Raw genomic sequence first — 20,895 nt, forward strand, 5'->3', positions numbered from 1 at the left:
GTAAGACCTGTAGGCGTTTCGGGATAATTTCCCTCATGATACATCTCTACACATAATAATTTAAATTCATAACTATAGCGCACAAAATTACCCCCTTTACTGTGTCCAGTAAAGGGGGTACATATCAGAAGCTGCTCAAGTTAAAACGGTTTTTCTTAGTTCGTTTGGTAACGTGAAAAATAGGTTTGAAGTCCTTGTGTTATTTGATCTGCTACGCGCTGACGGTAGTCTTTGCTTTGGATCGTGTGTAAGTCATTATTATTAGTAATATACCCTAGTTCAAGTAATAAACATGGGCGGTTATTTTCACGAATGACATAATAATTACCAAATTGAACGCCATTATTAGGTAAGCTGAGGTTACCTAAAGCTTTATTCATGTCTGCTGCCAAATTGAGGTCAGCTTCGTGATAGTAATATGTTGTCGTTCCAGATAAAGAAGTTTCGGCATTTGCATCAAAGTGGAGACTGAGAAAGACGTCAACTAATTCAGCATTAGATCGTTTAGCCCGATCTTCCAAAGAAACAAATTCATCGTTATTTCGTGACATAATCACGGTTGCTCCTGTTGCTTCTAAAGCTTTCTTAACTTCAAGAGCTGTTTCTAAGGTAACATTTTTTTCGAAGACACTTTCATCCAAACTAGTAGCACCAGAATCATCGCCACCGTGACCTGGATCGATCATAATAATGGCATCCGAAAGCGATTTTGCTACTGGGCTGCTAACATGGTTATCTGAGTAAGAGAGGACAGCGGCAATCGTAGACTCGATGTAGCCCTCGACCCCATTTTCGTCTTTGACTTGATAAAATTGACTGCCATCATCGCAGTTAATTGTTTTTAAGTATTGGAATTTTTGGCCCATGGCAGCGGTATAGTGAGGTTCGGCAAGGATATTGGCTTCTTTAAGGAAATAATGATCAGCCACACGCACTTGGGCCGTTTCTTTTTTACCTTTAGCTACATTTTGATCACGCTTTGGTTCTGAAATTGGGTTGTGTCCGTCATCTTTTAAATGATCGGTTGCGCTAACGAGTTCAATATCTTCTGTTGGCACAAAGGCAAATTGACCTTTTAAAGATACTTTTACCCAACCATTATCCTCCTCATAAGCTGGCAAGATTTGTCCTTTTTGTCCCTTATCAATGGCTTTGTTATGAATAGATTTTTTAGGATAAATAGGTGTGCTATCCTTAAAAAGCACGGCGATATCATGATCATTATTTAAGTTAGAATCATCAATTAACCAGCGAGGAATCCATCCTTCTTTACGATTGGGTAACCGAAGCTTATACCAAAAATCGGTTTGATCGATAACAAAAACGGTTTGATTTTTAGTTAATGAATCAAGCGCTTTGGCGCTTGTGGATGGATCTTGACGCATAATCACTCCATCTTTATGAATCACTAGATTAGTGTCTGACGTGAGACTGTGAACGGCGCTAATTCCTATAAGAAAAAAAACTACGGCTAGCGTTAAAGGAAAAGTATGTTCACTGAACAAACGCTTCACCAAATTTTTAACTATTTCGATGATAAGGACCTCCTTGCTAACCGCCGTATAATCTTAATCTATTATATAAAGCTCTGTAATGGAATTCAAACTTCCGTTTGACTTGTTAAGAAAAAGTAATCTTTCTGTCACAAAAGAATGAATTTAATGTGAATATTTTGCGAATGTGAATACAAGGACAATTAATATAGGAGAAAAAACTAAAAAGAGAAATTTATCAACGAATAGCTAAGAAGCTTGACAATAGGCGTGGGTATCGTTAATCTATATAATAAATAAACTGAATCGTTGAAATAGACAAGTAATAGATGATGAGCAGAGATTCTATCGTTTGCTGAAAGATAGAAAAACATTTATGAAGACACTATGGAGATGAATAATGCAAAGTTATTCCGGTAGCGCCGTTATCGCTCTTGAGGTAATAGAGTATTCTATTATAAATGATAGGTGGTACCACGTTAAGTGTTCAGACGTCCTATGACGATTATGTCATAGGGCGTATTTTGTTTATAAGAAAATAAAAGAAAAGAGGGAAATTATGATTCAAAAGATGAAAGGGACAGAAGACATTTTACCTAACGAAAGTTATATCTGGCAACATGTTGAAGATGTAGCTAAAGCTGTATTTGATACCTACCAAATTAAAGAAATTCGTACGCCTATTTTTGAGGCTTACGAATTGTTTAAAAGGTCAGTAGGTGAAACAACAGATGTTGTTTCTAAGGAAATGTATGACTTTATGGATAAAGGCGAAAGACATAATGCTTTGCGGCCAGAGGGAACAGCTGGTGTGGTCCGGTCATATATTGAAAACAAATTATTTGGTCCTGAGCATGCTAATCCATTAAAAGTTTTTTATATCGGGCCTATGTTCCGTTACGAACGTCCACAAGCAGGTCGGCAACGACAATTCCACCAAATTGGGGTCGAAGTTTTGGGTTCAACCAATCCAGCAGTTGATGTGGAAACAATGGCTTCAGCTTTGGACATTTTGAGTGATTTAGGAATTGAAAACGTCACACTCTATATTAACTCTTTAGGTAAGACTCAAGATCGCTATGCATACCGCCAAGCCTTAATTGATTACTTTTTACCATTGAAAGACCAATTGAGTGAGGATTCTCAACGACGTTTACTTGAAAATCCATTACGGGTTTTAGACAGCAAAAATGAACGGGATAAGGCTTTGGTTGTCAACGCACCAACTATTTTAGATTATTTAAGTGATGAAAGTAAAAAACATTTTGAGGAAGTTCAACAAATGCTAACAGCATTAGAAATTCCTTTTAAAGTGAATCCATTGATTGTGCGAGGATTAGATTATTATCAAGACACCATTTTTGAAATTGTGACCAATGATGATTCAATTGGCGCCCAGTCAACCTTAGTGGGTGGAGGTCGCTATGATGGTTTAGTTGAAATGATTGGCGGTCCACAAACACCTGGTTTTGGTTTTGCTATGGGAATGGAACGCTTAATTTTAACTATGAAGGAACAAAGCCAAGATATGCCTGAAGAAGAAGGGGTAGACATTTATGTCATGGGCTTAGGGCAAGAAACTAACATGACTTGTCTAAAACTCGTTCAAGCTGCTCGATCTGAAGGCTTAACAGCAGAACGTGATTTCCATGATCGTTCACTGAAATCACAATTCAAAACAGCTGGAAAATTAAAAGCTAAATTGATTTTAACGGTAGGCGAACGGGAATTGGAAGACGGAACCGTTCAAGTTAAAAATCAAGCGAACGGAAAACAAACAACCTATCAGTTGTCAGAGCTACTTGATGACTTTTATAGTTGTTATTTAGAGCAAACGGTCGATACAAGTGCAATTGATAAATATTTTAGAGGAGAATAAGATGATAGAACGTACAAGCTATTGTGGTTTAGTAGATGAAAGTTTAGTCGGAAAAGAAATTAACCTTAAAGGATGGGTTCAAAAAAGACGAGATTTGGGTGGCTTAATCTTTATTGATTTGCGTGACCGTGAAGGCTTATGTCAAGTCGTTTTCAATTCAGAACAAATGGGCGAACAGATGAGTCTTGCTGAACAATTGCGAAGTGAATACGTGATCGAAGTTAGTGGATTAGTGGCAGAACGTGAATCTAGCCAAATCAACACGAAAATGTATACTGGTAAATTTGAATTAATCGCGCAATCTGTAAACATCTTGGCAAAGGCTAAAACTCCGCCGATTTATATTGAAGATGATTTAGATACGGTTGAAGAAGTCCGTTTAAAACATCGCTTTCTTGATTTACGTCGGCCAAAAATGTTTGCGAATTTAAAACTAAGACATCAAGTGGGCCAATCTATTCGAACTTATCTTAATGAACAAGGTTTTATTGATGTTGAAACGCCATATTTGACGAAATCAACACCTGAAGGAGCTCGCGACTTTCTTGTTCCAACCCGTCGTGATGCAGGTAAATTCTATGCTTTACCGCAGTCTCCACAACTCTTTAAGCAGTTGTTAATGGGTGCAGGCTTTGATCGTTATTATCAAATCGTTCGTTGTTTCCGTGATGAAGATCTTCGTGGCGATCGTCAACCTGAATTTACTCAAGTCGATTTGGAAACAAGTTTCTTAACCCAAAAAGATATTCAGGCGCTTGTAGAAGCAATGCTTAAGAAGGTTGTGCTCGATGCTAAGGGGATTAAGTTGGAGCATTCTTTTCCAACTTTAAGCTATCAAGAAGCTATGGACCAATACGGTGTTGATAAGCCTGATATCCGATTTGACTTGAAGTTAAAGGATTTTTCGGCTTATGCGGCACAATCCGATTTTGGGGTCTTTCAAACAGCTATCGCGCAAGGCGGTCAAGTTAAGGGTTTAAATTTAAAAGGCTTAGCTGACCATTATACTCGTAAAACAGCTGATGCTTTGAGTGAGATTGTTAAGCCATATGGCGCAAAAGGGTTGGCTTGGTTGAAAGTGACAGAAGAGGGTTTGAACGGACCGATTGCTAAATTCTTCCAATCTGAAGCTATGCAGACAGCCTTAAGTCAAGTGATGGATGCACAAGTTGGCGACTTGCTCTTGTTTGTAGCAGATCAACCAGATGTCGTTGCCGCTTCTTTAGGCGAATTGCGTAACGTATTGGCAAAAGAGCACCACTTATATGATGAACAAGAACTTGCTTTTGTCTGGATTACAGATTGGCCATTATTTGAATACGATGAAGAAGCAGGTCGCTATGTGGCAATGCACCATCCATTCACGGCCCCTCAAAATGCGGATGTAAAAGCTTTGAAAGAACACCCAGAACAAGCCTTGGCTCAAGCTTATGACATTGTGTTAAATGGCTATGAAATCGGGGGCGGCTCTGTTCGGATTCATACTCGTGAAATGCAAATGCAAATGTTCGAATTACTTGGATTTACACTAGATGAAGCTGTACAACAATTTGGTTTCCTTTTAGATGCCTTTGATTATGGCTTCCCTCCACATGGGGGTCTTGCCTTAGGGTTGGATCGATTAGTCATGTTGTTGGCTAATGAACCTAATATTCGCGAAGTCATTGCCTTTCCTAAGACAGGTCGAGGCATGGACTTAATGATGCAAGCTCCAAATGATGTGGCTAGCGATCAATTAGAAGAGTTACATTTAGCTGTCAATCGGGAATCCTCGCAAGATTAGGCAAAAATAAGAAGCTAGAAAATTCTAGCTTCTTAATATATGTTTATGTTTATATTGACTAGGTTCGAGAAGGTAATCTTAGCATATCAACAATCATGCTGGCCGATTCTTCAACGCTATTATTGGCAACGTTTAAGACCGGGCATTTCAATTGGGCGTAGATTTCATCGGCATATTTTAGTTCTTGTTCGACACGCTCAATACTTGCATAGCGAGAGGTTTCCGACATGCCATATTCGCGCATTCGCGTCATGCGATGTATGTTAACCACTTTTGGCAAATTGGTTAGACCGACAATTTTTTTGCGGTCAATAGTGTATAATAATTCAGGTGGCTCAATTTCAGGAACGAGGGGAAGATTGGCTACTTTATAACCTAAGTTAGCGAGATACATGCTTAATGGCGTTTTACCAGTTCTAGAAATACCTAGCAAAACAATTTCAGCCTCAATAAATCCTTTGGGGTCTTTACCATCATCATAAGTAATACAGAATTCCATGGCTTTTACCCGCTTGAAGTATTCATCAGAAAGGACGTATTGGGCTCCGGTTTCTGCCGAGGGGTTGAGCCCAGTTCGCCGCTGTATTTCAAGGGTATAAGGTTGAATAAGATTGTAGCAAATGAGTCCCGTTTCAATGCAATATTCCTCAACTAATTTTGCTTTAGGGTCATCGGCAATGGTCATAAAAATCAGACCATCACATTTATTAGCCTCCTCAAGAATGGCTTGTAATTGTTGGTTGTTTTCGACAAAATGATACTTATGACAAACGGCGTTAACAGAAGGAAATTGAGCTAATGCAGCACGAGCAACTTTTAAGGCTGTATCGCCGATGGAGTCAGATATGATAAAATAGTGTAAAGGCTCTTGATTTGTTTGGGTCATTTTTTTACCTCCCTTTTACGGCTATCATAACATAAAATAAGGAGTGGCTACTATGTCAGAATCACATTCACATTCTTGTCATCACCATGGAAACCATCCAACTATAGAGCAACGATCAACTGAAGAAATTGTTCAGGATGCTTTAAAAACAATAAAATCATCAGGTTATAAATCAACAAAAAAAAGAGAAGAAATTTTGCAAATATTCGCTGAAAATCAACGTTATTTGAGCGCTAAATATATCCATTCACAGTTAAGCCAGAAGTATCCGACAATGTCCTATAATACGACTTATCGAAATTTGTATGATTTTGTTGATATGGGCATCCTAGAATATACCGAGTATAATCAGGAGCAAATGTTCAGAATTACATGTTGGGATTGTGATCACCATCATCATCATTTTATCTGTACAAGTTGTGGAAAAACTATTCCATTAGACTGCTGTCCAATTGATCATGTGGATACGGATCTTTCAAATGTCAAAATCGAATCTCATCGTTTCGAAGTGTTTGGAAAATGTCAAAATTGTTTAGAAGACTAATAATGAAATGACTTTGAACTAATTAAGCAGAGGAGAAAAAGCATGTCAGGTTTAGAAACGAGTTTATCTTATTTAATTGCTAAAAATGCCAAGAAGAAGGAACAAATTTTTAACTCAAGTATTTTACGTTATTCTGTTAGATCGATGAATGCTAGTTTATTTCTAACATTGGGAACCGCTATTTCAATTGCTGCTGCCCAAAAAGCAGTGGGGATTCATCCTGATTTACCCAAATTTTTATTCGGTTTTCTATTCTCTTGGTCATTGGTTATGATTGTCTTTATGAATGGAGAATTAGCAACTTCCAATATGATGTATATGGTGGCAGCAGCTCATCGTAAAGATTTATCTTTAAAGAAGAGTATGACGATTATGTTTTATTGTACTTTGTTCAACTTAATTGGTGCGATTGTCTTTACTTTTCTTTTGAGTAAAACAGGGACGTTTGCTAATATTGATCAACATCATTATTTGATGCAAGCAGTACAAGGTAAATTGGATAAATCGAGTCTTGTTATCTTTGTTGAAGGGATTTTTGCCAATATTGTGGTGAATATTGCAGTAGTTGGTGGCTTGCGTCTTAAAGATGATACTGCTAAGATTATTTTTACCCTTGGCGTGATTTTTATTTTTGCCTTTTTAGGTTATGAACACGTTATTGCAAACTTCATCACATTTTCTTTAGCGTTCTTTACTAATCCAGGTGCTTTAACAGGCTTTACCTTAGCAAATGTGTTGAGACAGTGGTTCTTTGCCTTTTTAGGTAATTTTGTCGGTGGCGGTTTAATTATTGGAGCTATCTATTCTTGGTTGAACCAAACTGATACAGAATACATTGACTAATTCAGCTTGTTTAGTTATGAATGCGGAATAAATCAATCAATTTAGACAAAACTACTTGAAATGACACTTTGATTTGCTATAATGTTTAAAGGACTTAATTTAGATTTATATCTATTTGTTGAGTTTATTATTGCTTGGAGGGAGGGGAACTAAATGTCTAAAACAGTCGTTCGTGAAAACGAAACATTAGATGACGCTCTTCGTCGCTTTAAGCGTAACGTTTCTAAGACAGGTACTTTAAGAGAGGCTCGTAAACGCGAGTTTTATGAAAAACCTAGTGTTCGTCGTAAAAAGAAATCTGAAGCAGCTCGTAAAAGAAAGTTTTAATCACTGGTTGTTAAAGGAGATGTTTTCATGACATTAACTGAACAAATAAACCAGGACGTTAAGCAAGCGATGAAAAAGCAAGATAAAGCCACACTAAAAGTGATACGGATGTTGAAAGCTGCCCTGCAAATGGAACAGATTAATCAATCTGAACCTTTAACTGCTCAGCAAGAGTTAACCATCATTGCACGGGAGATGAAACAACGTAAAGATTCTTTAGTGGAGTTTGAACAAGCGAATCGTTATGATTTGGTTGATCAATTACGGCAAGAAATACAAATTGTGGAGCATTATTTACCAAAACAACTTTCGCAAGAAGAAGTTGAGTTAGTGATTCAATCAATTATCCAAGAAGTAGGAGCTACTTCGATGAAGGATTTTGGTTCAGTTATGGGTAAAGCAATGCAACAACTAAAAGGTCAAGCGGATGGACAAGTGGTTAATCAATTAACTAAAAAGCTATTAAGCTAGGCTTATGACAATTCCTTACTCGAATGAGTAAGGAATTTTTTTGTGATTAGCAAGATCTGACTCCAGTGGTGTATTGATGACATCTTTTGGTATCAATGCTATACTAGAGCTAGATTTTGTATTGTTTTTAGAATAATATGACAAGAGATTTTAATGTAGAAGGAGCTAATTTTTTGGCAAATGGGACAGGATTCTCACAAGAAATTGTAGTAACAAATACAGAATGGCTAATGGCAATCTTAGGTAATCACGACAAACATGTGAAACTATTAGAAGATAGTTTTGATGTGACCGTATCTTCACGTGGAGAAACAATCTCAATCACAGGTACGAATCAAGAAGAAATTGAGCAAACTACTTTAGTCATAAAGGCCTTATTAGAATTACTAGAAAGACATATTACTCCTCGTTCGATGGATATTGTAACGGCCATTAAGATGGCAAAAGATGATAAAATGCCATTTTTTTTGAACCTTTATGATGAAATAGTTGGACGAACTGCCGATGGTAAAGCTATTCGAGCTAAAAATTATGGGCAATTGCAATACATTAAAGCAGTTGAAAAATACGATATGGTTTTTGGTGTTGGACCAGCCGGAACGGGTAAAACTTATTTAGCTGTGGTCTTAGCGGTTCAAGCTTTAAAAGAGGGCAAAGTCAAAAAAATTATTTTGACACGACCAGCTGTAGAAGCCGGTGAAAATTTAGGTTTCTTGCCTGGCGATTTAAAAGAAAAAGTGGATCCATATTTGCGTCCGGTTTACGATGCTTTGTACAATGTTTATGGGACCGAACATACTAATCGCCTCATGGAACGGGGTGTCATTGAAATTGCTCCCCTAGCTTACATGAGAGGGAGAACTTTAGAAGATGCGTTTGTTATTTTAGATGAGGCACAAAATACGACGATTGCTCAAATGAAAATGTTTTTAACGCGGATGGGCTTTGGATCAAAAATGATTATTAATGGGGATCATACGCAAATTGACTTGCCAAAGGGTGTGCGGTCAGGTTTAATCGATGCGGAAGCAAAATTAAAGAACCTTGAGCGAATCAAGTTTGTTACGTTTGACGAGTTTGATGTCGTTCGTCATCCTGTCGTAGCGGATATTATTAAAGCATACAATGAATAGACTTTTTAGAATGGGGGAGAAAGGATGAATCGGCAGCTTCAAAATATTCAAATGAAATTAAGGCAAGCCTATGTTCCACTTCTCTTATTCTTGATGGCAGTTGTCCTCATTAGCTTAGGCTACTCAAAAGTTCAGCCCAAACAATATGACTTTAAGTTGAATCAAGTATCACCCACAACGATTCGAGCACCACGAACTCTAGAAGACGTTGAAATCACCAAGTTAAACCAACAACGTGCAAAAGATAATGTTAAATCAGTCTATGTCTTTCAACCAGACATTAGAGAGAATCAGTTAACAATATTAGAACAGTACTTCGGTTTTTTAAGACAAATTAGAAAAGAAATGGTGTCAACTGAGGATTTAAATGCTTTGCTCGCAGATACTAAATTACCGAAAGAGATTACGAGCCAAGTCACTATGTCAAAACGAAAAGCGAATCAAAAAGTCTTATTTGGACAATTAAATGATTCGGAACGTCTTTTGGTGTACCATGGTCGTTTAAGCCAGATGGGGAATACGTTACAAGCTTTTGGTAATACCTTGACCGACAAAACGATTGCCTATTTATTGCGGTTAAATGAGACTGAATTAACAACCATTCAGACAGAAGTAACCAGTAAATTATCTGATCATTTAAATCAAGAAATCTCTGATGAGAATGTTACCTTCGTTTTGGAACAGTTAGATAATGCCGTTTTAATTAGTAATTATGAATATGATACTAAGCAAGTTTTGATTGATTTTTATCATCAGTTGATTGTACCAACTTCCTTAATCGATCAAAAGCAAACGGATCAGTTAAAAACTGAAGCTGTTAATAAAGTTCAACCAACCTACATCCTCCAAGGACAAGTTATCGTACAAGAAGGGCATGTGGTTGACCAAACTAATTTGCGCCAATTAACGTTATTTGGTTTTACCAAACAACGAGGGCATTCAATCATTACTTATGCGTTTATAGCCCTTGTTATAGGCCATAGCTTGGTGGTCTTTTATTATTGTCATCGTGATTGGGCTAGCCCCAAAGAAAAAATATCAAATCAGATCAAAATGAAAGTAACCGCGTATGTGGTTGTCTTTATTCTGATGTTTGTTGGCTTTAGGGCCTTATTGTTCTTACAAGAAACGGGAACGAGTTATGCGTCATTATTATTACCTATTGCATTAATGCCATTTATGTTGGTGCCGAAAATTAAATTACGATTAACTTTAATCAGTCTAACCTTCTTTAATTTAATGGCCTTGTTCCTCTTAAATGGGATGGATAAGCTGACAGATACCATGTTACCAAGTATCCTGTATTTCTTATCTAGTTTAATTGCTCTTATTGTGATGCGACATTCACCAAAAGAACACCTGCAAAAGGAATATTTGATTCATTCATTAATTTGGCATTTGATTTTTGTTGTTCCATTTTTGGTTGCACTCAATATTAATTTAGTGACGGCTGAAGGCTTTCGAATTGTTATTTTTATCGTAAGTAATGTCATCTTTACCCATTTAATTTACTTGCTTTTTAATCCATATTGGGAACAGTTACTGAGTGACCGAGCGCCAATGACTTTAAATCAATTAGCGAATTTGAACCATCCTTTACTCAAACTCATTATCGAAAAAGCACCAGGGACCTATCACCACAGTATTTTGGTGGCTAATTTGGCAGCTAATGCGGTTGAACAAATTGGTGGTGATTCTTTATTAACCAGGGTGGCCTCTTATTATCATGATGTGGGAAAAACGGTTCACCCACTTTTCTTTGTTGAAAACTTACCAAGTGGAGTCGAATCCCCTCACCGAATGGTGGATCCATATGAGAGTGCAAATATTATTATTGGCCATGTCACTCTTGGTCAGCAAATATTAAATGAACACAATATGCCGCAAAGTATTATTGATATCTGTATGCAACACCATGGCACAACCTTGGTCCAATATTTTTATACGAAAGCCAAGGAAGACAATCCTGATGTTGATCGAGAACTATTTCAGTATCCTGGACCTAAACCGCAGACAAAAGAAGCAGCTATTATTATGATTGCTGATTCGATCGAGGCTGCTTCGCGTACCTTGAAGGACTACAACCAAGAGAGTATTGAGCAATTAGTAAATAAGATTATTGACAGTAAGATGGAAGAAAATCAGTTCGAAATGGCTAATTTAACGGTTCATGAATTACAAATTGCCAAAAAATCCCTCATTAAAGGGGTGGCGAGTATGTATCATACCCGGATTGAATACCCTGAATAGGAGGAACAAAAATGGTAATCGATATAATTGATGAAAGTAATTTTCTGCAAGCAGACCAAGTGGCTATGATTCAAGGGGTGATTGAGTTGGCAGCTCAGAAATTAGACCTAGGTCAAGCCATTGAATTAGATTTATCATTTGTAGATAATGATGAAATTCAACGGTTGAATCGGGAATTTCGACAAATTGATAAAGTGACGGACGTCTTAAGTTTTGCCTTAGAAGAAGTAGTCAGTGAATTTGATTTGGACTATCAAAGTGATGAGATAGAAGAAAGTCTGAATGAAAATGATTTAACCGCTGAAGTGGTGGAAGACGACGAGGAACTGATTGAACTAGATCGACATTTAGGGGATATTATTATCTCGGTTCCTCGCGCTCAAGAACAGGCTCTTGATTATGGTCATTCCTTTGAGCGTGAATTAGCATTTTTAGCTGTTCATGGTTTTCTTCATTTAAATGGTTACGACCATCAAACAGAAGATGAAGCTAAGGAAATGTTTGCCTTGCAAGAAGAGGTGTTAACTGAATATGGAATCTCAAGAGAGAAGCTATAAACGATTTGCTAATCCAAATTTTTCGTTATCCTTTCAAGTAGCTTTAGAAGGATTGATTTACGCCATACAAAGTGAACGAAACATGCGTCGTCATCTATTAGTGATGACTTTGACGCTCATTGCAGCAATTAGCTTTCAAATAAATCGTTGGGAATGGCTCAGTCTACTCTTAACGACTGGACTCGTATTGGTAGCAGAGATGACAAATTCAGCCATTGAAGCCGTGGTTGATTTGGTCATGGGAACTCGTTTGGATCCGCTGGCCAAAATAGCCAAAGATGTGGCTGCTGGCTCAGTGCTTGTAGCAGCAACTATCGCTGTAATAAATGGTCTATTAATTTTTGGACCTTATCTCTTAGCTGTTTTAAACTAAAGTAGAATGAGGAAAATATGAAAAAAGATTATAAATCTGGGTTTATTGCCATCATTGGTCGACCCAATGTCGGTAAGTCAACATTACTAAATCAAATCGTTGGTCAAAAAATTGCGATTATGTCGGATAAAGCACAAACAACCCGAAATCGAATTCAAGGCGTTTATACGGATGACCAAGCTCAATTAATTTTTATTGATACTCCAGGGATTCATAAACCCAAACATGCCCTTGGAGATTTTATGTTAAAGACAGCTTACAGCGCCTTAAAGGGAATTGATGCGGTCCTATTTGTGGTCAATGCAACTGAGAAGATGGGACCAGGTGATCGTTTAATTATGGAACGCTTAAAGGGTAGTCAAGTTCCTGTCTATTTATTAATTAATAAGATTGATTTGATCCAACCAGATGATATTTTGGCTATCATTGAATCTTACCGTCAGGTGTTTGAATTTGATCATGTCTTTCCGATCAGCGCCCTTCAAGGAAACAATGTTCCAGATTTGCTAAATGATTTGAAAACGAGGATGCCTTTGGGCCCGCAATATTATCCTGCAAACCAAGTGATGGACCATCCTGAATATTTTCTCGTCGCTGAATTCATCCGCGAAAAGATTTTGCTCCTAACTCATGAAGAAATTCCTCATTCGGTCGCTGTTCAAATGGAATCAATGCAGCGAAATGAAGACGGGAAGATTGAGGTGCAAGCTTCTATCGTTGTTGAGCGATCGAGTCAAAAGGGGATCATCATTGGTGCTCAAGGTTCAATGATTAAGAAAATCAAACAATTAGCCCGGCGAGATATTGAAACCTTGTTAGGTGATAAGATCAAGTTAGAATTATGGGTTAAAGTACAAAAGAATTGGCGCGATCGAGTCGGTCAATTAAATGATTTTGGTTACCAGGATCAAAATTATTAAGGAAAATTTTGTGGCGCATATTTGAGGCCAATTCCTGATAAAGAAGCAATTTACCATCACGCGTTCTGCTTATCTAGCATCGATAGCTAGAAAAGAAACTTGTCGTGAACCATGACCTTGCTTTGATCGGGATTGGGCTCTTTATTTTATGGTTAATCGCTTTGGCAGATAGACTTGGAAAGGTTGTGATTAGATGGATGAGCGCTTTGAAGGCATTATTTTGTTTAAACGGGATTATCGTGAGAAAGATGCTTTGGTGAAAATCTTTACTAAAGAATTTGGCGCTAAAATGTTTTTTATTAAGAACTTTAATCAAGCTAATCATCCTTTACGGCGTCACTGTATTCCTATTACTCAACAGTATTTTCTTGGTAAAATTAATGAGTCGGGTTTGTCTTTTCTTAAAGAAGGCCAAACACTTCAGCTCTTTCGCTCTATTCAAGAAGATCATGAAAAATTGGCCTATGCGACTTATTTTATTCAATTAGTCGATGCGGCATTAGAAGATAATGTTGCCAATCTCAATGTTTATACTATTTTATCTCAATGTTTGTCCTTGCTTAATCAGGGTCTTGATAGTCAGGTCTTGATGGTTTGTTTAGAAATGAAACTCTTGCCATATTTGGGTATCCATTTAAATTGGCAATCATGTGCTCTGACGGGTCGTCAGGATGGTCCGTTTGATTTTTCACTTAAATTTCAAGGCATACTTAGTCAAGCTGTTTGGGAACAAGATGATTTTCGTTTGCATATCAGTCCTAAAACTATTCATGTGGCTATTATTTTAGCCAATTGTCAGCTTGAGCAGATTCAATCCATTAACTTGGGGCAAAAGACCAAAGAGGAATTGAGTCGATTGATGGATACCATTTATCAAGAATTTGTCGGACTGAGATTAAAAGGGAAAAGTTATCTCAAGCAACTAAAACAGCTAGACGAACAGGTTCAAGCTATATCTAATGTTAGAAAAAGAAGCAACGAAAGCGGACCGGTCATTGACTTTTAAGAATCGTCTTAGTAAAATGACTTTGAGTAGAAAGCATGAATTTTAAGGTGATATAGCGAGTCTAGGAGGGTGGAAGCTAGACTAAATCCGTTGGTAGCTTTCGAAGTACATCAAATAAAATATAAAAGTGCTAGTAATAACTAGAATTAGGGTGGAACCGCGAATTTATTCGTCCCTATGATTAATTCACGCTTTTTTTGTGGATTTAATCATAGGGAATTTTTTTATTACTAGTCTCAAAAAGGAGTCTAACTATGAAGAAACGAACCATGCAAGAAATCATCATGACGCTCCAACAGTTTTGGGCTAAACAGGGCTGTTTAGTTTTACAGAGTTACGATACTGAAAAAGGGGCAGGGACGATGAGCCCTTATACTTTCTTACGGGCTATTGGACCTGAGCCTTGGAATGCAGCTTATGTGGAGCCTTCTCGTCGGCCAGCTGATGGTCGCTACGGAGAGAATCCTAACCGACTATTCCAACACCATCAATTTCAAGTTATCATGAAGCCTTCACCTTTAAATATCCAAGAATTATATTTAGCTAGTTTAGAAGAAATTGGGATCAACCCTTTAGAACACGATATTCGTTTTGTCGAAGATAACTGGGAAAATCCTTCGCTTGGTTGTGCGGGTTTAGGTTGGGAAGTATGGATCGATGGAATGGAAATTACCCAATTTACCTATTTCCAACAAGTAGGGGGCTTGAAATGTCACCCAGTTACTAGTGAAATTACTTATGGTTTAGAGCGATTAGCCATGTATATTTTAGACGTGAATAATGTCTATGACCTCGAATGGGTTGATGGAGTAAAATATGGTGAAATTTTTAAACAACCAGAACGAGAACACTCAACCTATGCGTTTGAATTGAGCAATACCGATATGTTGTTCAATCAATTTGATTCATGTGAAGCGGAAGCATTAAAATTGATTGAAGCAGGTCTAGTTCACCCAGCTTATGATTATATTCTCAAATGCAGTCATAGCTTTAATTTGCTTGATGCTCGAGGCGTCATTTCTGTGTCTGATCGAGCTGGTTATTTAGGCCGGATTCGCAAGATGGCACGGGCTGTAGCACAAGCCTTTGTTGATGAACGAGAAAAACTAGGTTTTCCTTTGTTAAAAGAAGCCAGTAACCAAGCTGAATCTGTGACGAAAGAAGGATAATAATGACTAAGAATTATTTATTTGAATTAGGACTTGAAGAAATCCCAGCGCGCTACTTATTATCGTTGAGTCAACAATTAGAAGAACGAGTGGTAGCCTTTTTAAAGGAAGCTAATTTAGCGTTTGACCATATTCAATCTTTTGCGACGCCACGTCGTTTAGCGTTCCGTATCAGCGGTTTGGCTGAGCAACAAGCGGATTCGACGGTAGCAGTCAAAGGACCAGCTATGCGTATTGCTAAAGACTCACAAGGACAATGGTCCAAAGCTGCTTTAGGCTTTTTAAAAGGGCAAGGCGCTAGTCCAGAAGATGTTTATGTAAAATCTATTAAAGATGAAGCCTATATTTTTATCGATAAATTTACACCTGGTCAGACAGCAGATCAAGTTCTTGGCCAACTGCCAACGATCTTAAAACAACTTAATTTCCCAGTGAGTATGATTTGGAATACTTTAGAAACACCTTTTATTCGTCCGGTACACTGGATGGTATCTCTGCTTGACCAAGAGGTGGTTCCATTTGAGTTTGTAGGAGTCAAAGCGGGAAAAGAAAGTCGGGGACATCGTTTCTTAGGTCATTCGGTTGAATTGGACCATGCGGATGAATATGAAGAACGTTTATATGAACAAGCTGTTATTGTTGATTTCCACAAACGACAACAAGTCATTTTAGATCAAATTCAACAATTGGCAGCAACTCATCAATGGATTGTTCCAATTGATGAGGATTTGTTAGAAGAGGTTACCTCTATTGTTGAATGGCCAACTGCTTTCTATGGTGAATTTGAGTCTGATTATTTACAAGTGCCAGAAATTGTTTTGATTACTGCCATGAAAGATCATCAACGTTATTTTTATGCCCAAGATAAAGAAACTAAAGCCTTGCTGCCAATTTTTATCTCGGTTCGGAATGGTAATCAAGAACATATAGACAATGTAATAAAAGGGAATAAAAAAGTACTTAAAGCTCGTTTGGAAGATGCTTTGTTCTTCTACCAAGAGGATCTCAAACACGATTTAGGTGATTTTACAGCTAAATTAAGTCAAGTGAAAGAACATTTCAAATTAGGTAGTTTAGCTGATAAGCAAGTTCGTGTTGGGCAAATGATTCCTGTTCTAGCTTCAACTTTAGCTAGTCAAAGTCCCATCCATGTTGAGATGCAAGAAGCAGCAAGCCGAGCTAGTCAAATTTATAAATTCGATTTAATGACGCAAGTTGTGGGCGAATTTGACGAATTACAAGGTCAAATGGGCCAATTGTATGCACGACACTATGGGGAATCAGATTTAGTGGCTCAAGCGATTGGCAATCAATACCTGCCAGTGACGAGTGGCGGTGCGCTTCCACAAAATCAAGCAGGAGCTTTATTAGCTTTTGCAGATAAATTAGATACCTTATTACAATACTTTGGAATTGGTATGATTCCGACGGGTTCAAATGATCCGTATGCTTTAAGAAGACAAGCTATGGGCTTAGTTGAAATTAGTTTGCATGAAGGATGGGATTTTGATTTTATTGAGTTATTGAAGTCACTTCAAAGTGTAATGTCTATTGAAGCAACCACGATTTGGGAATTAGATCGTTTCTTGAAAGCTCGAATGCAACAACAACTCGAAAAGGATCAAGTTGATTATGATATTATTAAGGCTGTTTTAGGGGCTCATGGTCTGAATTTTAAAGCCATTCGCAATCAAGCCCAGGCTCTTCAATCATTTAAATCAACGCAAGCAAACGAATATCGTTTGACTATTGAAGCCTTAAGTCGGGTGGTTAACCTAGGTCACAAACATCAAGAGGAAATTTTTAATTTTGATGCATCTCAAAGTGAGTCAGAAAGTCAATTAATGACGTGGATTCATTCATTAAACCACGTTAGCGATGACTCGCTCTTAGACCAGTTCAAACAAGGGGTTCCTTTTATTGAAGCTTATTTTGAAAATAATATGGTTAACCATGATGATTATCAGATTAAAGCCAATCGCTTAGCAACGATGGGGCAATTGAGTTATCGAATAATGACTTTAATGGATCCAAGAGAAATTATTACAAAATTTTAAACCAAAATAATTAAGGTAAAAGAAAGGAGTGAGCCAATGTCAACCTTCTTAGATAAAGCTACGGTGAATGTTAAAGCAGGTAAAGGTGGCGATGGAATGGTCGCCTTTAGAAGAGAAAAATATGTTCCCGATGGAGGACCAGCGGGAGGCGATGGCGGTCAAGGGGGCAGTGTTATCTTTAAAGTGGATGAAGGACTGCGCACTTTGATTGATTTTCGTTATAATCGTCATTTCCGCGGTAAAAACGGTCAAAATGGGATGAGTAAAAGTAAATATGGTGCTCATGCAGAGGATTTAATTGTCAAAGTCCCTCCAGGCACGATTGTTCGTAACGCAGAAACACAACAAATAATTGCTGATCTCGTTGAGAATGGACAGGAAGTCATTGTCGCTAAAGGCGGCCGTGGCGGTCGTGGTAATATTAAATTTGCGACCCATAAGAATCCGGCTCCATCTATCTCAGAAAACGGGGAACCAGGAGAAGAATTTGAATTAAGCTTGGAGCTTAAAGTTTTAGCTGACGTCGGTTTAGTCGGCTATCCTAGTGTAGGGAAATCAACTTTATTATCCGTTATTTCGAATGCTCAACCTAAAATTGCTGATTATCAATTTACCACTTTAGTCCCTAATTTAGGGGTCGTCAAATTGGGTGTTGATCAAGAATTTGTCGTGGCAGATATGCCTGGATTAATTGAAGGAGCTTCTCAAGGTGTGGGGCTGGGAACGAATTTCTTGAAGCATATCGAACGGACCAAAGTCTTATTACATGTGGTGGATTTAGCAGCGACTCATGGTCGAAATCCATTTGATGACTTTGTGTCGATTATGAATGAATTGCGCAGCTATCACGAACGCCTTTTGGATCGTCCGATGATCATAGTTGCCAATAAGATGGATGATGCGTTAGCTCAAGAAAATCTCCCAGAATTTAAAGAAAAGTTAGCTAACTATTATCAGGAATTGGGGCAGGAAGTCCCTCGTATTTTTGAAATTAGTGCTTGGCAAACTAAAGGGATTGAACCCTTATTACGGGCTACTTATCAGTTAGTGGTTGAGACTGAATTTGTACCATTAGATGTCGTTGAAGACCTCGATCATGTTTATATTGAGCTTGAGGAAGAGGAAGCTGCTTTCCAAGTCGAAAAAGTGGACCAAGGATATTGGCGCTTGTATGGGCCTAAGATTGAAAAACTTTATCTGATGACCAATATGGCCCATGATGAAGCGGTTGCTCGTTTTGCTCGTCAATTGCGGTCGATGGGTGTTGATCAACGTTTACGCGAATTAGGAGCTCAATCAGGCGATCTTGTCGAATTATTAGATTATCAATTCGAGTTTATTGACTAGGTGATCATCATGAATAAATCAGTAGCAGGAAAACGTATAGCGGTGTTTGATGGCATCAAAGGCGTTGCTATCTTAACCATTATTTTCTATTATTTCTTTCAACATATTGTTCCCGGTGGCTTTGCGGCGGTGAATAGCTTCTTGTTCGTTGCTGGCTTTTTTAACTTTAGACATTTCTATTTACGCGATCGTCAAGGGAAAGATTTAGATTACCGGGGCTATTATATTTCGCGCTTTCGTCGACTATTCTATCCGACCTTGGCTTTGATTTTAGGAACGGTAACCTATATCGCCTTGTTTGCGCGCGACTATCTAGTTAATTTGCGTAATATGGCCCTAACTAGCTTAGTTTTTTTCAACAATTACTATCAAATTCTTAACAATCAGTCTTATTTTGTTCAGGCAGTGAATCCGAGTCCATTTGTTCATTTATGGTATGTTTCCCTCTATGGACAATTAGTCTTGCTGACGCCGGTCATGATTCTTTTGTTCTATTCTTGGCATAAGAAACCACAGATAACCATCAATATTCTCTTGATTGTTTCATTATTGTCAGCCATCTTATTAGGCTATTGGTACCAAGATGGACAAGATCCGACTCATGTTTACTATTCGGTTCTTACTCGCGGTTTTGCCTATACTTTAGGGGGAGCAGTGGGCTTAGTTTTACCGGATAAATTATCACCTAAACCGCTCTCAAATAAAGCAAAACAAAGTTTTAATATTGTAGGTTCAGTTGGTATGGTCCTAGCCATACTTATGGTTAAATTTATGTATGGCGTTCAGCCCTTTGCATATCGTTTTGGTATGACACTATTTACCATTGTTACAGCCCTTGTGCTCGTTTCTTCTATCCATCCGGCTACAATCTGGAATAAATTCTTTACCTTTAAACCTTTTGTATTCTTTGGCAAACGAAGCTTTTCTTATTATTTGTGCTATTATCCTGTTCACTTGATGATGCCAAAAAATATTCATTTTATTAATCAACATTTATTGCTGAATTTAACCATTCAATTCTTATTAATTATGTTTTTTGCTGAGATTTCCTATCAATTATTTGAGAAGGAAAGCTTACCTTTACCAGTGGGTCAAGATTTAAAATTGCATCGTTTGCCTGCTCGCTTGCGTCAAATTCGCTATGATAAACAAATTCCTACCTTAATTAAAGTCATTACAGTTGCTTATTTATTCTGCTTCCTAGTTGGCTCAGTAGGCATGATTTTTTCACCAGAAAAAAGGGCGGATACGCAAAGTAAGATTGAAAAAATTGTTAAAGTTAACCAAGAAAAAGCACTTAAAGAACAACAAGGTAAAGAAAAAGTTGAAACGCCGATTAATAATATTCCAGGGCTTACTCGACAAGAGTTACTCTTTGCTAATGGCTTAGATGTGACTTTTATTGGTGATTCGGTTCTATTAACAGGGATGGAACAAATTAAGCAAGTCTTTCCTAAAGCTGTTGTTGATGGCAAGGTTGGCCGTCAACTCTATCAAAGTGTAGAAGTTGTAAATAATCTCGAACAGAATAAGCTGGTAAAACCGATTGTTGTAACGATTCTCGGCTCAAATGGAACATTTACTCAAGGTCAGTTAAATGACTATATTGAAGCCATCGGAACTGATAAAGAACAATATTTCTTAACCGTTTATGTTGATCGTGCTTGGACAGATGATGCTAACAGTCGTTTAATTGAAGCGAGTCAAAAATATGGTAATGTGAAACTAATCGATTGGGCTTCTAGTATGCGAGATCATGCAGATTGGCTCTATGAAGATGGGGTCCATCCAAATGAAATAGGCTCTTTAGAATTAGCTAAATTTATTGCCAAAGAAATCTATCGCCAACGATAGAAT

The 20,895-nt window shown here is 37.7% G+C and carries 18 protein-coding genes and 1 other annotated feature; of the genes, 16 read left to right on the forward strand and 2 right to left on the reverse strand.

All coding sequences use genetic code 11. The annotated features are described in order from the left end of the window. Positions 1–155 precede the first annotated feature (155 nt). Positions 156–1,409 (reverse strand): N-acetylmuramoyl-L-alanine amidase family protein, encoded by a 1,254-nt coding sequence (locus EIH20_RS08200; protein ID WP_124059562.1) that lies wholly within the window; start codon positions 1,407–1,409, stop codon positions 156–158. 384 nt (positions 1,410–1,793) lie between these two features. Beyond that, positions 1,794–1,995 (forward strand) — a binding site (T-box leader). A gap of 57 nt (positions 1,996–2,052) precedes the next feature. On the opposite strand from EIH20_RS08200, the gene hisS reads away from it, so the two are divergent. Both hisS and aspS read left to right on the forward strand, forming a co-directional pair. After that, complete coding sequence (gene hisS / locus EIH20_RS08205) at positions 2,053–3,372, forward strand: histidine--tRNA ligase (RefSeq protein ID WP_124059564.1); 1,320 nt, start codon at positions 2,053–2,055, stop codon at positions 3,370–3,372. 1 nt (position 3,373) lies between these two features. Continuing rightward, positions 3,374–5,155 carry an aspartate--tRNA ligase gene (aspS, locus tag EIH20_RS08210; protein ID WP_124059566.1) on the forward strand — a complete coding sequence of 594 codons (1,782 nt, stop codon included), beginning with the start codon at positions 3,374–3,376 and terminating at the stop codon, positions 5,153–5,155. Positions 5,156–5,213: 58 nt separating this feature from the next. On the opposite strand, the gene EIH20_RS08215 is transcribed toward aspS, so the two are convergent. After that, positions 5,214–6,041: a pyruvate, water dikinase regulatory protein gene (locus tag EIH20_RS08215; RefSeq protein WP_124059568.1), complete on the reverse strand. Its 828-nt coding sequence runs from the start codon at positions 6,039–6,041 to the stop codon at positions 5,214–5,216. A 52-nt stretch (positions 6,042–6,093) separates the two neighbouring features. On the opposite strand from EIH20_RS08215, the gene EIH20_RS08220 reads away from it, so the two are divergent. The 14 genes from EIH20_RS08220 to EIH20_RS08285 all read left to right on the forward strand — a co-directional run bounded on the left by EIH20_RS08220 (position 6,094) and on the right by EIH20_RS08285 (position 20,892). Then, positions 6,094–6,585 (forward strand): Fur family transcriptional regulator, encoded by a 492-nt coding sequence (locus tag EIH20_RS08220; RefSeq protein ID WP_124059570.1) that lies wholly within the window; start codon positions 6,094–6,096, stop codon positions 6,583–6,585. Positions 6,586–6,627: 42 nt separating this feature from the next. Beyond that, positions 6,628–7,428, forward strand: coding sequence for a formate/nitrite transporter family protein (locus tag EIH20_RS08225; RefSeq protein ID WP_124059572.1), 801 nt, complete (start codon positions 6,628–6,630; stop codon positions 7,426–7,428). Positions 7,429–7,581: 153 nt separating this feature from the next. Continuing rightward, positions 7,582–7,755: a 30S ribosomal protein S21 gene (gene rpsU, locus EIH20_RS08230; protein WP_124059575.1), complete on the forward strand. Its 174-nt coding sequence runs from the start codon at positions 7,582–7,584 to the stop codon at positions 7,753–7,755. A 27-nt stretch (positions 7,756–7,782) separates the two neighbouring features. Then, positions 7,783–8,226, forward strand: a complete 444-nt coding sequence (locus EIH20_RS08235; protein ID WP_124059577.1) for a GatB/YqeY domain-containing protein — start codon at positions 7,783–7,785, stop codon at positions 8,224–8,226. Between the two features lie 137 nt (positions 8,227–8,363). Continuing rightward, positions 8,364–9,359, forward strand: a complete 996-nt coding sequence (locus EIH20_RS08240; RefSeq protein WP_124059579.1) for a PhoH family protein — start codon at positions 8,364–8,366, stop codon at positions 9,357–9,359. 24 nt (positions 9,360–9,383) lie between these two features. Next, positions 9,384–11,609 carry an HD family phosphohydrolase gene (locus tag EIH20_RS08245; protein WP_124059581.1) on the forward strand — a complete coding sequence of 742 codons (2,226 nt, stop codon included), beginning with the start codon at positions 9,384–9,386 and terminating at the stop codon, positions 11,607–11,609. 11 nt (positions 11,610–11,620) lie between these two features. After that, positions 11,621–12,166, forward strand: a complete 546-nt coding sequence (gene ybeY / locus EIH20_RS08250; protein ID WP_124059583.1) for an rRNA maturation RNase YbeY — start codon at positions 11,621–11,623, stop codon at positions 12,164–12,166. Next, positions 12,141–12,539 carry a diacylglycerol kinase family protein gene (locus EIH20_RS08255; protein ID WP_124059585.1) on the forward strand — a complete coding sequence of 133 codons (399 nt, stop codon included), beginning with the start codon at positions 12,141–12,143 and terminating at the stop codon, positions 12,537–12,539. Before ybeY ends, EIH20_RS08255 begins: the two co-directional genes overlap by 26 nt. A gap of 17 nt (positions 12,540–12,556) precedes the next feature. After that, on the forward strand, positions 12,557–13,459 hold the full coding sequence (gene era, locus EIH20_RS08260) for a GTPase Era (protein WP_124059587.1): 903 nt from the start codon (positions 12,557–12,559) through the stop codon (positions 13,457–13,459). 193 nt (positions 13,460–13,652) lie between these two features. Beyond that, positions 13,653–14,465 (forward strand): DNA repair protein RecO, encoded by an 813-nt coding sequence (recO, locus tag EIH20_RS08265; protein WP_124059589.1) that lies wholly within the window; start codon positions 13,653–13,655, stop codon positions 14,463–14,465. Between the two features lie 254 nt (positions 14,466–14,719). Continuing rightward, positions 14,720–15,634, forward strand: coding sequence for a glycine--tRNA ligase subunit alpha (gene glyQ, locus EIH20_RS08270; protein WP_124059591.1), 915 nt, complete (start codon positions 14,720–14,722; stop codon positions 15,632–15,634). 2 nt (positions 15,635–15,636) lie between these two features. After that, the gene (gene glyS, locus EIH20_RS08275) at positions 15,637–17,691 is read left to right on the forward strand and encodes a glycine--tRNA ligase subunit beta (RefSeq protein ID WP_124059593.1); all 2,055 of its coding nucleotides are present in this window, start codon (positions 15,637–15,639) and stop codon (positions 17,689–17,691) included. A 36-nt stretch (positions 17,692–17,727) separates the two neighbouring features. Beyond that, positions 17,728–19,038: a GTPase ObgE gene (obgE, locus tag EIH20_RS08280; RefSeq protein ID WP_124059595.1), complete on the forward strand. Its 1,311-nt coding sequence runs from the start codon at positions 17,728–17,730 to the stop codon at positions 19,036–19,038. A gap of 9 nt (positions 19,039–19,047) precedes the next feature. Next, positions 19,048–20,892: an acyltransferase family protein gene (locus EIH20_RS08285; protein ID WP_124059597.1), complete on the forward strand. Its 1,845-nt coding sequence runs from the start codon at positions 19,048–19,050 to the stop codon at positions 20,890–20,892. Positions 20,893–20,895 lie beyond the last annotated feature (3 nt).

Source organism: Vaginisenegalia massiliensis (assembly GCF_900604935.1).
Lineage (GTDB): Bacteria > Bacillota > Bacilli > Lactobacillales > Aerococcaceae > Vaginisenegalia > Vaginisenegalia massiliensis.